The sequence below is a fragment of the Pelagovum sp. HNIBRBA483 genome (assembly GCF_040931995.1).
In the GTDB taxonomy this organism is placed as follows: domain Bacteria; phylum Pseudomonadota; class Alphaproteobacteria; order Rhodobacterales; family Rhodobacteraceae; genus JAEPMR01.
This window is the reverse complement of sequence record NZ_CP162412.1, coordinates 2126668-2140974: the sequence shown is the minus strand read 5'-3', so window position 1 is coordinate 2140974 and position 14307 is coordinate 2126668. Positions and strand designations below refer to the sequence as shown.

General features: G+C 59.8%; 14 protein-coding genes. 5 read left to right on the top strand and 9 right to left on the bottom strand.

Annotated features, from left to right (window positions below; all coding sequences use genetic code 11):
• Position 1: 1 nt before the first annotated feature.
• The 4 genes from galE to AB1E42_RS10520 form a co-directional block, all read right to left on the bottom strand.
• Positions 2-1030, bottom strand: a complete 1029-nt coding sequence (galE, locus tag AB1E42_RS10535) for a UDP-glucose 4-epimerase GalE (protein ID WP_368344201.1) — start codon at positions 1028-1030, stop codon at positions 2-4.
• On the bottom strand, positions 1027-1917 hold the full coding sequence (gene galU, locus AB1E42_RS10530) for a UTP--glucose-1-phosphate uridylyltransferase GalU (RefSeq protein WP_368344200.1): 891 nt from the start codon (positions 1915-1917) through the stop codon (positions 1027-1029). The genes galE and galU overlap by 4 nt, the downstream gene beginning before the upstream one ends.
• Before the next feature lie 70 nt (positions 1918-1987).
• The gene (gene rbsK / locus AB1E42_RS10525; RefSeq protein WP_368344199.1) at positions 1988-2917 is read right to left on the bottom strand and encodes a ribokinase; all 930 of its coding nucleotides are present in this window, start codon (positions 2915-2917) and stop codon (positions 1988-1990) included.
• 80 nt (positions 2918-2997) lie between these two features.
• Complete coding sequence (locus tag AB1E42_RS10520) at positions 2998-3822, bottom strand: IclR family transcriptional regulator (protein ID WP_368344198.1); 825 nt, start codon at positions 3820-3822, stop codon at positions 2998-3000.
• 178 nt (positions 3823-4000) lie between these two features.
• Between AB1E42_RS10520 and bhcA the strand changes: the two genes are divergently transcribed.
• The 4 genes from bhcA to bhcD are packed head-to-tail and all read left to right on the top strand — an operon-like array spanning position 4001 to position 8324.
• Positions 4001-5191 carry an L-aspartate--glyoxylate aminotransferase BhcA gene (gene bhcA, locus AB1E42_RS10515; RefSeq protein ID WP_368344197.1) on the top strand — a complete coding sequence of 397 codons (1191 nt, stop codon included), beginning with the start codon at positions 4001-4003 and terminating at the stop codon, positions 5189-5191.
• Positions 5192-5200: 9 nt separating this feature from the next.
• Positions 5201-6175 (top strand): beta-hydroxyaspartate dehydratase BhcB, encoded by a 975-nt coding sequence (bhcB, locus tag AB1E42_RS10510; RefSeq protein ID WP_368344196.1) that lies wholly within the window; start codon positions 5201-5203, stop codon positions 6173-6175.
• 11 nt (positions 6176-6186) lie between these two features.
• Complete coding sequence (gene bhcC / locus AB1E42_RS10505) at positions 6187-7350, top strand: 3-hydroxy-D-aspartate aldolase BhcC (protein ID WP_368344195.1); 1164 nt, start codon at positions 6187-6189, stop codon at positions 7348-7350.
• Positions 7350-8324, top strand: a complete 975-nt coding sequence (gene bhcD, locus AB1E42_RS10500) for an iminosuccinate reductase BhcD (protein WP_368344194.1) — start codon at positions 7350-7352, stop codon at positions 8322-8324. The genes bhcC and bhcD overlap by 1 nt, the downstream gene beginning before the upstream one ends.
• A 16-nt stretch (positions 8325-8340) precedes the next feature.
• On the opposite strand, the gene AB1E42_RS10495 is transcribed toward bhcD, so the two are convergent.
• The 4 genes from AB1E42_RS10495 to AB1E42_RS10480 all read right to left on the bottom strand — a co-directional run bounded on the left by AB1E42_RS10495 (position 8341) and on the right by AB1E42_RS10480 (position 11791).
• A complete protein-coding gene (locus AB1E42_RS10495; protein WP_368344193.1) occupies positions 8341-8640 on the bottom strand; it encodes an SHOCT domain-containing protein in 300 nt (99 codons plus the stop codon).
• A gap of 70 nt (positions 8641-8710) precedes the next feature.
• The gene (locus AB1E42_RS10490; protein ID WP_368344192.1) at positions 8711-10468 is read right to left on the bottom strand and encodes a SulP family inorganic anion transporter; all 1758 of its coding nucleotides are present in this window, start codon (positions 10466-10468) and stop codon (positions 8711-8713) included.
• A gap of 90 nt (positions 10469-10558) precedes the next feature.
• Positions 10559-10894, bottom strand: a complete 336-nt coding sequence (locus tag AB1E42_RS10485; protein WP_368344191.1) for a TIGR01244 family sulfur transferase — start codon at positions 10892-10894, stop codon at positions 10559-10561.
• Between the two features lie 24 nt (positions 10895-10918).
• Positions 10919-11791 (bottom strand): MBL fold metallo-hydrolase, encoded by an 873-nt coding sequence (locus AB1E42_RS10480; protein WP_368344190.1) that lies wholly within the window; start codon positions 11789-11791, stop codon positions 10919-10921.
• 183 nt (positions 11792-11974) lie between these two features.
• Between AB1E42_RS10480 and AB1E42_RS10475 the strand changes: the two genes are divergently transcribed.
• Positions 11975-12664: a fumarylacetoacetate hydrolase family protein gene (locus AB1E42_RS10475; protein WP_368344189.1), complete on the top strand. Its 690-nt coding sequence runs from the start codon at positions 11975-11977 to the stop codon at positions 12662-12664.
• Here the strand turns inward: AB1E42_RS10475 and AB1E42_RS10470 are convergent.
• Positions 12661-14292, bottom strand: coding sequence for an alpha-D-glucose phosphate-specific phosphoglucomutase (locus AB1E42_RS10470; protein ID WP_368344188.1), 1632 nt, complete (start codon positions 14290-14292; stop codon positions 12661-12663). The two genes, AB1E42_RS10475 and AB1E42_RS10470, sit on opposite strands and share 4 nt — an antisense overlap.
• Positions 14293-14307 lie beyond the last annotated feature (15 nt).

Genomic DNA, 14307 nt, shown 5'->3' with positions numbered 1-14307 from the left:
CCTAGCGTTTTGCTGGAGCACGCCCTTGCGCCGCCCATGTCTCGGCAATGCCGGAGAGGTGCCAGCGATGCGCATCGCGCACGATCGTTTCAAGCGCTGAGCGTTTCGGGCTCCAGCCCAGCTCGTTCAAGGCCCGTTCAGAGCCGGAGACCAGAAAAGCGGCATCCCCCGCCCGTCGCGCCGCGTTGTTAACGGTAAACGGCACATTGGTCACGCGCTTGACCGTATCGATCACCTCCCGCACTGAATAGCCATGTCCCGTCCCGAGATTGAACGCGCGGTTCTCCCACCCGGCCAGCCGCCATTCCAGCCCTGCCAGATGAGCATCAACCAGATCCATCACATGAACGTAGTCGCGAATGCAGGTTCCGTCCGGCGTTGCGTAGTCGTCTCCATAGATCGCAACCGAGTCCCGCTTTCCCCGCGCGGCATCTATCACAATGGGGATGAGATGGGTTTCAGGCTCGTGCAATTCGCCGATCTGCCCTTCCGGATCGGCGCCTGCCACGTTGAAATAACGGAAGATTACATGGTTCAGCCCGTCGCTCGCCGCAAAGTCCTTGAGGATTTCCTCAATCGCCTTTTTCGAGCCGCCATAGGCATTGATCGGATATTGCGCGGTATCCTCGGTCAGCGTCACGCCGTCATGGTCGCCAAAGGTGGCGCACGTGGAGCTGAAGATGAACTCCTTGCAGCCGCTGGCCAGCGCCGCTTCGATGAGGTTCAGCGCGCCGGTGACGTTCTCGCGCCAGTATTTTCCGGGTTTCTCCATCGACTCGCCCACAAGCGACAGCGCTGCGAAGTGCATGACGGCAATAGGCTGGTGTGTGGCAAAAACCGTGTCCAGCCGCGCCCGATCCATGAGATCACCGATCTCAAGCGGGCCGAACTGCACCGCCTGCGGCCAGCCCGTCGATAGGTTGTCGAACGCTATCGGCGTAAACCCAGCGGCCGCCAGTGCCTTGCACGCATGGGAACCGATATAGCCGGCCCCGCCGGTGACGAGGACATTTCCGCGTGTGGCCGTCATTCAGCGGCCAGTCCTTGCGCGCGCGCAGCAATGAACCGTCGGAAATCTGCGCCAAAATTGGGGTCATCGAGCGCGAAATCAACAATCGCTTGCAAATAGCCGAATTTCGATCCGCAGTCATAACGGTCGCCAGTGAGCGCAACGGCCTGAACCTTGCCTGCATTGGCGCGCGTGTTGATCGCGTCTGCCAGTTGGATTTCGCCCCCATGCCCCGGCGGCTGGTTGCGCAAAATGTCAAAGATCTCCGGCTCCAGAACGTACCGCCCGATCGACGCCAGATCGGATGGCGCGGACGCAACAGGCGGCTTTTCAATGATGCCAGCCACCGGCACAATGCCACCATTGACCGTTCCGTCGGGCGCAACGATGCCGTATTTGTCCACCTCGTCCTTTGGTACCCGCGTAACGGAGAGCGTCGTCGCAGGTATCTTTTCATAGGCCGTCACGAGCGCCTGTGTCGGCAGGGTTTCACCACGGATCAGGTCATCTGCCAGCAATACCGCAAAAGGCTCATTACCCACGACCGGTTCGGCGCACAGCACCGCATGACCCAGACCCAATGCCTCCGCCTGCCGGATGAAGATGCAATTCACCCCTTCAGGAACGATATTGCGCACCATTTCCCGCAGATCGTCTTTGCCCTTGGCGCTTAGGGCGCTTTCAAGTTCCAGATTGGCATCAAAATGATCCTCGATGGCCCTCTTTGTGCGGCCGGTGACGAAGATCAGATCAGTAATGCCCGCCGCGATCGCCTCTTCCACCGCATATTGAATGATCGGCTTGTCGACGATAGGCAGGAGTTCTTTCGGCATGGCTTTCGTTGCAGGCAGGAACCGAGTTCCCAACCCCGCCACAGGAAATACCGCTTTGCGAATTTTTTTGGTCATGAAAAGGTCCGCTCGTTATCGACCTTTCCCCTATCAAGGGGAGCCATTCCTGTCATCCCCATTCGCCGTTTTATAGGCCTTTTTTGGCCAGTAACGCTTCAACCTCCGCGCGAGAAGGCATCGCTTGTCCCGCGCCCCGTCGGGTGACAGAAATTGCCGCGACAGCGGTGGCGAATTGCAGGCTATCGTCAAGCGGGCGCCCCTCGGCCAATGCTGTTGCCAGACCACCGTTGAAGGCATCGCCTGCGCCGGTTGTGTCTACAGTGTCTCCCGCGTGCATTGGCTCGATCATCCGCATGTGGTCCCCGTCATACCAGAGCGCACCGTTTTCCCCCAATGTCAGGATGATGTTCTTAGGCCCACGCGCCTGCAAAGCACGCGCAGCGGTTTCTGCTTCCTCAATGGTGCGGACCGGCAGACCGGTCAAAATCTCCGTCTCGGATTCATTCGGGGTCAACAGATCGCAAAGTTTCAGCACGTCGTCCGGTAGGGCGCGTGCGGGGGCTGGGTTCAGGATCGTGGTCACACCCGCCGCCCGAGCGATCTCCAATCCACGTTGCGCGGCTTCCAACGGCTGTTCCAGTTGCGCGACAAAGACCTTCGCGCCGCTGATCGCTTCAGCCTGCGCGTCCATGTCATCCGCTGCGATACCCGTCGCTGCACCAGGGCAGACGATGATCGCGTTCTGGCCGGTGCCTTGCTCCAAGAAGATGAACGCCGCTCCCGTGGCCTCATCGGGCATTGTGCGCACCAAGGGCGTCACGCCTGCTGTCTTCCATGTCTCATAGGCGAGCGCGGCAAACGCATCATCCCCGAGGCGGGTGATGAAGGCCGTGTCGGCGCCAGCCTTTGCGGCGGCAATCGCTTGATTGGAGCCTTTTCCGCCAGGGCCGAGCGAGAACCCGTCGCCAAGCAGTGTTTCTCCCAAGACCGGCAAGCGCGCTGCTTTAAAGGTCGCGTCTCCCGCGAACACCCCCAAAATCACCACATCATGCGCCATGATCGCCCCTCCAGCGCTGCCCCGAACCTTATAAAAGTCGGAATTTCCACCCAATGGCAATAGTTTAGGCGCTGCGTTTGTTAGGCTTCATTGCCCTTGCCGCCGAGCGCTTCGGTGATTTCTGCCGCCGCTTGCTGCACGATTGCCCCAAACAGAGTGATCCGGTCATCGGTAAAGCGGCTTGATGGCCCCGAGATCGACACACCCGCAATCACTTCGCCCGCCGCGTTTTGAATCGCTGCGCCGATGCAGGACATACCCGCATGGCGCTCTTCGCGGTCAAATGACCATCCACGCTCCCTCGTGCGGGCGAGGTCATTGGCGAGCGCAGCAGGGGTCGCGAGGGTCCGTTCGGTAAACGGCTCAAGTGTGGTCTGTGCCAGCAATGCGTCTATGGTTGTTGGTGGCAGGGCCGCCAGAATGGCCTTGCCGGTGCCGGATGCATGCATCGCGGTGCGTGTGCCCGGGTTGAAAAAAGCGCGGATCGGATGGGTTGCTTCTACCTGCCCGATGAACACCACCGTCATGCCATCCCGCACGGCAAGGTTCGCGGTTTCGCCCGTTTCCTCCATCAACCGCCGCATCACGGGGCGCGAAACATCCAAAAGCGTTGTCCGGTTCAGATAGGCGGTTCCCGTCCGATAGGCAGCAATACCGATGGCCCATTCCTGCGTTATGTCGTCGAACGCCGCATAGCCACGTTGTTGCAAGGTGCTCAAAATCCGGTGCGTTGTTGCCGTGGGGATGTCACACTCCTCAGAGAGTACCGTCAGCGTCGTCGCGCCCCCGTTTGCCAGTGCGTCAAGCACCGTCAACGCCCGATCCAGAACCTGCATCGTTGGGGCAGTTGTTTCTTTGAAACTGGATTTCGGGCGTCCGCGCCCGCGCCGCGCTTGGGTCGTCATTTCTGCACCTGCAAAATGAAAAAATATTTCATACCAATGTATACCGTTCACCTTGAAAATAAAAAATATAATATAAAACAGATGTTTGTAAAGAAAATCTCATTTTTGAAAAATAATTTTGAAAAAATTGCGAAATACCTCGGACTCGCGGATGATCAGGGCAAAGGAGGACCACACCATGTCCGATCAGAACCCTGTATTCATTCCCGGCCCGACCAACATCCCCGATCGTCTGCGCCGCGCGATGATGGTCCAGACCCAAGATCACCGCGCACCGGATTTCGTTGAAACTTTCGCGCCGGTTCTGGAGAAATCGAAGGCCGTCTTCGGAACCACCGACGGCACCGTCATCACCTTTCCGGCCAGCGGAACGGGCGGATGGGAAGCGGCAATCAGCAACACGCTCTCTCCCGGCGATAAGGTGCTCATCGCGCGGTATGGTATGTTCTCGCACCGTTGGATCGATCTCTGCCAGCGTCACGGGCTGGATGTCGAAGTGATCGAAACTCCGTGGGGGCAGGGCGCGCCCGCCGCGCGTTTCGAGGAGCGCCTGACCGCTGACAAAGCACAAGCGATCAAGGCCGTCCTCGTCACCCATAACGAAACCGCCACCGGCGTGAAATCCGACATCGCCGCCGTCCGCGCCGCGATGGATGCCGCAGGCCACCCTGCGCTTCTGCTCGTCGATGCGGTGTCGTCGCTGGCCTCCATGCCTTTCGAGATGGATGCATGGGGCGTCGATATCTGTGTCTCCGGCAGTCAAAAGGGCTTCATGCTTGCCACCGGCATGGCCATTCTCGCGGTCAGCCCCAAGGCGCTCGCCGCGATGGAAAGCGCGAAATTACACCGCACATTTTTCGATTTCCGCGACATGATGAAGGCAAACGCCACCGGCGGCTTCCCCTATACGCCGCCCTTGCAGCTGATCTACGGCCTGCGCGAAAGCCTCGCGATGCTCGAAGAGGAAGGCTTGGAAAACGTCTACGCCCGCCACACCCATCTGGCCGAAGGCGTCCGCCAAGCGGTGCGCGCATGGGGCTTGCGCCTCGTGGCTGAAATGCCCGATCTCTATTCCGATACGGTCAGCGCGATCTATGTTCCCGATGGATTAGACAGTAACGCGCTCACCGATCACGCCTTCCACCGCTACGGGGTGTCCTTCGGCATCGGCTTGGGCGAGATGAACGGCAAAGCCTTCCGCATCGGCCATCTTGGCAGCCTGACCGAGCCGATGGTGCTTTCCGGTCTGGCAACAATCGAAATGGCGATGGCCGATCTGGGCTATCCGATCCGCCTTGGTACCGGCGTCGCCGCCTCACAGGAACATTTCCGCACGGCGCACACGCTGCCAGCCCAATCCGCTGCTTGAGGACACAACATGCTCGACATCAACACCCCAGCCGAGACGCTGACCATCGACGATATGCGCGCCGCGCACGAGCGTATCGAACCGTATATCAACCGCACGCCGGTTCTACGGTCGCAATACCTTGACGACCTCACCGGCGCGCAGTTGTTCTTCAAATGTGAGAACTTTCAGGAAGCAGGCGCCTTCAAGGTGCGCGGCGCGTGTAACGCGGTCTTTGGCCTCAGCGATGCCGCCGCCGCAAAGGGGGTCTGCACCCATTCCTCCGGCAACCACGCGCTCTCGCTCAGCTATGCCGCCGGTCGGCGGGGTATTCCCTGTAATGTGGTCATGCCCCGCACCGCGCCACAAGCCAAGAAGGACGCCGTGCGCCGCTTCGGTGGCACGATAACCGAATGCGAGCCCTCCACCACATCGCGCGAGGCCGTCTTTGCCGAAGTGCAGGCGCGCACAGGCGGTGAGTTCGTTCACCCCTATAACGACCCGCGCGTGATCGCGGGGCAGGCCACCTGTTCGGCAGAGCTTCTGGAACAAACCGGCGGCCTTGATGCCGTTGTCGCTCCCATTGGCGGTGGCGGTATGATCTCCGGTACCTGCCTGACGCTTTCAAACCTCGCGCCTGATACGGCAATTTACGCCGCTGAGCCGGAACAGGCCGATGACGCCTTCCGCTCGTTCAAAGCGGGCCATATCATCGCCGATGACGCCCCCGAAACCATCGCCGACGGGCTGAAAGTGCCGCTCAAGGAAAACACATGGCACTTCGTCTCCCGCTATGTGACCGACATTCAGACGGCCAGCGAGCAGGAGATCATCGACGCCATGAAGATCACTTGGAAATACCTGCGGATCGTTATGGAGCCCAGCTGCGCGGTCCCGCTCGCCGTTATTCTCAAAAACCCTGACGCCTATCGCGGCAAGCGCGTTGGCGTGGTCATCACCGGCGGCAACGTCGATCTGGACAAACTGCCTTGGATCAAAGGCTAGGAGGAAGACCCATGAAAGATACCACTGATTTTTCCGATCTTGAAGTCGGCTACGATGTTCCCGCCCTGCCGGGCATGGATGCGGCTGACATTCAAACACCTTGCCTCGTGCTTGATCTCGATGCGCTGGAGCGCAACATCATGAAGATGGGCGATTGGGCCAAAGCGCATGGCGTCCGTCATCGCGTGCATGGCAAGATGCACAAGTCCGTCGATATGGCGCTGCTTCAGGAGGAGCTTGGCGGTTCCTGCGGCGTCTGCTGCCAGAAAGTCAGCGAGGCCGAGGTCTTTGCCCGTGGCGGCATCAAGGATGTGCTCGTCTCCAATCAGGTGCGCGATCCGGCCAAGATCGACCGCCTTGCCCGTCTGCCCAAGCTCGGCGCGCGCACGATCTGCTGTGTCGATGATCTGGCGAATGTCGGCGATCTTTCCGCCGCTGCCCGGCGCCACGGAACCGAGATCGAATGCCTCGTCGAGATCGACTGCGGCGCAGGCCGCTGCGGTGTGACGCGCACCGCTGATGTCGTTGAGATTGCACAGGCGATTGACGCTGCCGAAGGGCTGAAGTTCGCCGGCATCCAAGCCTATCAAGGCGCCATGCAGCACCTCGACAGCTACGCCGACCGCAAAGCCAAGATCGAGATTGCCGTCGAGATGGTCCGCGACGCGGTGAACGGCCTCGCCGCTGTCGGGCTGGAATGTGACATCGTCGGTGGCGGCGGCACTGGCTCCTACTATTTCGAAGGAACTTCGGGCGTTTATAACGAGCTGCAATGCGGCTCCTACGCCTTCATGGATGCGGATTACGGGCGCATCCTCGATGAAAAGGGCAACCGGATCGACGATGGCGAGTGGGAGAACGCGCTCTTTATCCTCACCAGCGTCATGAGCCACGCCAAGGCCGAGAAAGCCATCGTCGATGCGGGGCTGAAAGCGCAATCCGTCGATAGCGGCCTGCCGGTCATCTACGGGCGTACAGATGTGAAATACATCAAATGCTCCGATGAACATGGCGTCGTCGAAGACTTGAACGGCGTGCTGAAGGTGAACGACAAGCTCAAGCTCGTCCCCGGTCACTGTGACCCCACCTGCAATGTGCATGATTGGTATGTCGGCCTGCGCGGCGACAAGGTCGAGACGCTCTGGCCCGTCTCCGCGCGTGGAAAGGCCTACTAATGCCCGAGATCTTGATTGTAGGAGAGGACATCTGCCAGCAGGTCGTCAGCCGCTCTGACGCTTTCGCAGCGGTGGAGAACGTCTTCGCCGCCATGTCGCAGGGGGACGCATGGAACTTCCCCGTAGTGCGCGAGGCACTGGGCCATGCAGATGCGCTCTATGGCTTCAAGTCGGGCTTTGATCGCGCAGGCATGGCGCTGGGCGTCAAATCCGGCGGCTACTGGCCGGGGAATATGGCAAGGGGCCTGACCAATCACCAGTCCACGGTTTTCCTCTTTGACCCCGACACAGGCCAGCTTTCCGCGCTTGTGGGCGGCAATTACCTCACCGCCGTGCGCACAGCGGCGTCCTCTGCTGTCTCCATCGACCATCTGGCCCGCAAGGACGCGCGCGTTCTGGGCATGGTCGGGGCAGGGCATCAATCCACCTTCCAGCTGCGCGCGGCTGCCGAGCAGCGCGATTTTGAAAAGGTCGTCGCATGGAATCCGCATCCTGACATGCTGCCCAAGCTTGGCGCCGTGGCCGAAGAGCTTGGCCTGCCGTTCGAGGCGGTCACGCGTGAGGAGTTGGGCGCACAGGCTGACGTGATCATCACCATCACCTCCGCTTTCGAGCCGCTTTTGATGGCGGATTGGATCAAGCCCGGCACCCATATCGCCTGCATGGGGACTGATACGGTCGGCAAGCAAGAGGTCGATCCGGCACTTCTCGCCCGCGCGACCGTCTTTACCGACGAGGTCGCCCAAAGCATCACCCTGGGTGAGGCACAGCATGCGGTTCAGGCAGGCATGATCTCAGCGGAGGAGATCACGCCTATCGGCCATGTCATCAACGGCACCAACGCAGGCCGTCAGACAGACGCGGAAATCACCCTGTTTGACGGCACCGGCGTCGGTTTGCAGGATCTCGCCGTTGCGCAGGTCGCCGCGCGGGTTGCGCGCGCGCGCGGCTTGGCCGCTGTAGCCCAGCTCTAGCAAAACGGCGTGGCGGTCAGCTTTTTGAAAGGAGCTTCCGCCGCGCCTCATAATCCTCGGGGTCGATCTCCCCTCGCGCCAGCCGCAAGTCCAACTCGTCGAGCGCCGTCGGCCCCTTTTCCTCGGGCCGTCCCATGCTCGGGCGGAAGATGACATAGGCACAACACAGGATCGCGGCGATTACGAGGAGCCACACGAACGGCCCCATGAACCAGCCTCCATAGCCGTGCATATGTGTGCCATATGTGCCGTCAGGGTCAGCCAGCGCGACCTTTGGCATCAACAGGGCGGCAATTGGTATCCAAAGCTGTTTCACGTCAATCTCCTTTTCCCATGCAGGTAGGTTAGTCGCGAAAGCCGAACCCTAATTTGATCTTGATCAACCCTCACGCAGCCGTGAGCGACGGGCGCTTGCCACTATCTGGCAGGATTTCGGTTAGCGCAGCCATCGCATCATATTGCGAGAGGAACACTTCGCCCGTTAGTTCGTCAAGGAAATGCGAGCGCTTCAGCCGGTCCATTACAGGGCCTTTCACCTCTGAGAGGTGCAGCTTGATCCCGATCTCGCCCAGCCGCGTGTTGATCGCCTCAAGGCTTTCGAGCGCAGACATATCCACCTCGTTCACCGCTGAGAACATCAGCACCACATTGCGCACAGGGCAATCCTGCAAGACGCGATTGTAGAGGTGATCTTCAAGATAGCGCGCATTGGCGAAATAAAGGCTCTCGTCGATGCGGATGGTCAGCAGACTGGCTTCCGTGCGGACAGCATGGCGCTTGATGTTGCGGAAGTGCTGCGTCCCTTCAACAAGCCCCACCTCCGCGATATGCGGGCGCGAAGTTTTGTAAAGGTAGAGCAGGATCGACAGGATCACCCCTGCCGAAACGCCGATCTCGACACCAAAGCCAAGCGTCAAAGCGATGGTCGTTGCAACGGCCATGAAGTCTTTCTTCGAATAGCCCCAAGCCCGCTTCAGAATGCCCAGATCGACAAGGCTCAGCACCGCCACGATGATCGTTGCCGCAAGCGTGGCTTTCGGCAGGAAGTAGACCAGCGGCGTCAGCGCAACGGCGGCGATTGCCAACCCAACGGCCGTAAAAGCACCCGCCGCAGGGGTTTCGGCACCGGCGTCGAAATTGACCACAGAACGGGAGAAACCACCCGTTACCGGAAATCCGCCGGTAAACGCGGCACCGATATTCGCCGCACCCAAACCGATCAATTCCTGATCCGGCGTGATCCGCTGGCGCTTCTTGGCGGCCAGAGTTTGCGCAACGGAAATGGATTCCACAAACCCGATGATCGAAATCAGCAGCGCAGGCACAAAGAGCGCCGAAATCAGATCGGGGGAGAAATCCGGCATCGTCAGCGGCGGCAGGCTTTGCGGCACGTCGCCCACGATCTTCACACCCCGCTCCGCAAGGCCAAACCCCCAGACAGCCACAGTGGTTGCCACCACAGCTGCGACCGGTCCGGCTTTTGTCGCCACATCCGCCAATTTGGGGGAGACGCCAAGCCCCCGCAAAAGCGGCTTCAGCCCTTTGCGCACCCAAAAGAGGAAGCCCGTCGCGCCCGCGCCAATGACCAGCGTATAGAGGTTCATTTCACCCAGCCCATGCAGAAGGCTCATCAGAAGTTCCGGTAGCGTGTGACCGTGGGTTTTGATCCCCAGAATATGCCCCAACTGGCTCGCCGCGATCAGGATACCCGAGGCGGTGATGAAACCCGCGATGACAGGATGCGACAGAAAGTTTGCAAGAAACCCAAGCCGCAATACGCCCATGACCAGCAAAATCGCACCAGATAAGGCCGCAAGCGTCAGCGCCGCCATCGCATAGCCCATTGTGCCGCTTTCAGCGACGTTGCCAATTGCGGCGGCGGTCATCAAGGAAACCACCGCAACAGGCCCTACTGCCAGCGCTCGGCTGGTACCGAATATCGCGTAAAGCACGATTGGCACGATCGAGGCATAAATCCCTGCTTCCGGTGGCAATCCCGCCAACAGCGCATAAGCCAACGACTGCGGCACCAGCATGATCGTCACGATCACCGCCGCAATCATATCGTTGGAAAAGGCATCGCGATTGTAGCTGCGGCCCCAATCAAGGATCGGCAGATAACGGGCAAGGGAAGACTTGAACATTGTGTTCGTCCGGTGGTGAGAGAAAAAGGGAGAGCGTCGGCTGAAAGCACGCTTCCAGCCGATTGTCTGGCGAGAGTGGGGGAGGCAGGCTTAGGCGGTGTTGACCGCCTGTTGCCAAAGAATCGAACTGCGGTTTCCGGTGCGGCAATAGGCCAAGACCTTGCCTTCCGCGCTTTTCAGCGCTTCAGCAAAAGCGGGCACTTCGGTGCCGGCAAGGCCCATCGGTGACATCGGAATGTAATGCGCCACCATGCCTTGCGCTTTGCACGCCGCTTCGATCTCTGCCCACGGCGTTTGGTCGGGGCCTTCACCGTCAGGGCGGTTGCAGATCACTGTGCCGAAGCCTTGCGCCGCGATGTCGGCCACATCGGCAACCGAAATCTGCCCGCAAACCGAAACTTGATCACTGAGTTGGGTAAGGGTCATTTCATATGTCTCCTTGGACCGCGATCAAAGTCCGTTCACCGGCACTTTCAGCATCGGGCGTCCGTCTTTATCGGTCGGGATCTCACCTGCACGCATATTGACCTGCAAAGACGGAATGATCAACTTCGGCATGGCGAGCTGCGCATCGCGCTCGGTGCGGAATTTGACAAACTCTTCCTTTGTCTTTCCGGCGCCCACATGGATGTTGTGTTCCTTTTCGTCGGCCACGGTGGTCTCCCACTGGATGTCGCGCCCGTTCGGGCCGTAGTCATGGCACATGAAAAGCCGCGTTTCATCCGGCAGAGCCAGAACGCGCTGGATGCTATCAAAGAGAATGCCCGCATCGCCACCGGGGAAGTCGGCGCGCGCGGAGCCGCCATCGGGCATGAATAGTGTGTCACCGACAAAGGCTGCATCACCGATCACATGCGTCATACAAGCCGGCGTGTGGCCCGGGGTGTGGATGGCATAGGCCTTCAGATTGCCGATCTCGTAAGTGTCGCCTTCCTTGAAGAGCCGGTCGAACTGCGATCCGTCGCGCTGGAACTCGGTGCCTTCGTTGAACACCTTGCCAAAAACGTCCTGCACAACAGTGATGTTCTCACCAACGCCGATCTTGCCACCCAGTTTTTCCTGAATGTACGGCGCAGCGGAGAGGTGGTCGGCGTGGACGTGAGTTTCGATCTGCCACTCGAGCTTCAGGCCATTATCTTCAATGTATTTGATGATCTCGTCGGCGTTTTCATAGGTGATGCGACCGGCTGCGTAGTCGATGTCCATAACGGAATCGATGACCGCACAGGCGTTGGAGTCGGGGTCTTTGACCACATAGCTGATCGTATTCGTCGCCGGATCGAAGAACGCTTTGACATCGGGGCGCTGGGTGATTTTTGCCATTTCTTTCTCCATCTTTTACGCTGGCTGAGCCGTTACGCATTAAAACATTTTGATTTCCTAATGTATGGGGTCGTGTAGCGAGGATGTCAACACCGCCCGCGCGATAATTCGTGCAATTTCGGCCCATCTCTGGCTTTCAAACGGTCCTGCGCCTATGAACACACCAAGCATAGCGAGGATACCATGACTTTTCTCTTTGATCTTCCTCCAAATCCGGCGCTTGCCGTCCTCGGCGAAGAGGCGCGCTTTCCGGTGGGTCGAATCTTCTGCGTTGGCCGCAATTACGCCGCACATGCCGCCGAAATGGGCAACGAGGTTGACCGCGAGGCGCCGTTTTATTTCATGAAATCCGCGCAAGCCGTTATTGGCACGGGCGAATCTGTTCCCTATCCGCTCGGTACATCCGACCTGCATCACGAGATGGAGCTCGTCGTTGCGATCGGCGCGTCGGGCGTGCATATCCCGCGCGAAAACGCGCTGGATCACGTCTTCGGCTACGGCGCGGGGCTTGATATGACGCGCCGCGATCTGCAAGCCGCCGCGAAGGAAAAACGCCGCCCGTGGGACACGGCCAAGAACTTTGCCGCATCGGCAGTTCTGGCCCCCCTTTGCCCTGCGGCTTCATTCGGTTCCCTCGCGGACCGTCGCATCACCCTCTCGGTCAATGGCGAAACGCGGCAAGATGCATCGCTGTCCGAGATGGTCTGGTCTGTGCCAGAGGTGATCTCGCATCTTTCGACGCTCTATCACCTCCAACCGGGTGATCTGATCATGACCGGAACACCCGCAGGCGTTGGCCCCGTGGTCGCAGGGGATTGGATCGAAGGGCAGATCGATGGTCTGCCCCCCGTCTCATTGCATATCGCGCCTTAGGAAATCACGTCAGGCGCTGCACGACCAGTGCGCGTCGTTATCCCGGCAAGCTCGTCGGCAGCGGCGATCACCGGCGCCAATGCCTCTTGCGGGTCGCGGTTCATCTGCGCGGGGTCAAGCTCCAACTGTTCAAGATACACCCGCAGCGTCGCACCCTCGGTTCCGGTTCCCGACAGGCGAAAGACAACCCGCGCCCCATTGGTAAAGCTGATGCGGATACCTTGTCCTGCGGATGTCGAGCCATCAACCGGATCGAGATAGGAGAACTCGTCCGCCATCGCCACTGTCAGTTCGCCTACCGATTTACCCGCCAGATCGAGCAGGGCGGTTCGCAAGGCGTCCATCAACCCGTTCGCGGCATCAGAGGCGACAGCCTCATAATCGTGCCGCGAGTAATAGTTGCGCCCGTAGGTCGCCCAATGCGCGGTGAGGATATCACTGACCGATATCCGCTTCTCCGCAAGGATATTGAGCCACAACAGAACGGCCCAAAGCCCGTCCTTCTCGCGCACATGGTCAGAGCCGGTGCCAGCACTTTCCTCGCCACAAAGAGTCGCGCGGCCCGCATCCAGCAGATTACCAAAGAATTTCCAGCCGGTCGGCGTCTCGAAATGGGCAATGCCCATCGCCTCGGCCACGCGGTCGGCAGCGGCAGAAGTCGGCATCGAACGGGCGACACCGGCAAGGCCTTTCTTATAAGCGGGGGCCAGATGCGCATTGGCCGTCAGCACGGCGAGGCTGTCCGAGGGCGTCACATATGCACCACGTCCGACGATCATGTTTCGATCGCCATCGCCATCCGATGCCGCGCCAAAATCGGGCGCGTCCGGCCCCATCATCAGGTCCATCAAATCCTTCGCCCAGATCGGGTTCGGGTCTGGATGGCCGTTCCCAAAGTCGGGCAAGGGCACTGCGTTCACCACCGTCCCCGCCGCCGCGCCAAGGCGATTTTCGAGGATTTCCTTGGCATATGGTCCCGTCACCGCATGCATCGCGTCGAACCGCATCGTGAAACCGCTGTCAAACAGCGCGCGGATCGCGCCGAAGTCGAAAAGTTCCTCCATCAATGCGGCGTAATCCGTCACCGGATCAACGATCTCAATCGCCATCGCGCCTAAGGATTGCGTTCCGATGGCCCCGATGACGATGTCCATGCATTCGATGATCCGGTATTCGGTCAGCGTTTGCGTCGCGGCATAGATCTTATCGGTCACGTTTTCCGCCGCAGGCCCACCGTTCGGGCCGTTGTATTTCAGCCCGAAATCCGCGTCGATGCCGCCCGGATTGTGGCTGGCGGAAAGGATCAAGCCGCCTTCGGTCTTGTTCTTGCGGATCAGGTGTGATGCAGCGGGCGTCGACAGAACGCCATCCTTGCCCACGATAACCTTCGCCGCCCCGTTGGCCGCCGCCATCCGCAGGATCACCTGAATGGCGCGGTCGTTGAAGTAGCGCCCGTCGCCCCCCACAACCAATACCGCTCCCGCAACGCCACCGATCCCGTCAAAGATCGCCTGCACATAGTTTTCGAGGAAATGCGGCCCCATGAAAACCTTGGTCTTTTTCCTCAACCCACTCGTCCCCGGCTTTTGCCCTGCGATCGGCTGGGTCGAAATCGTGAGTTTTTCCATTGGTTCCCTCCCTCA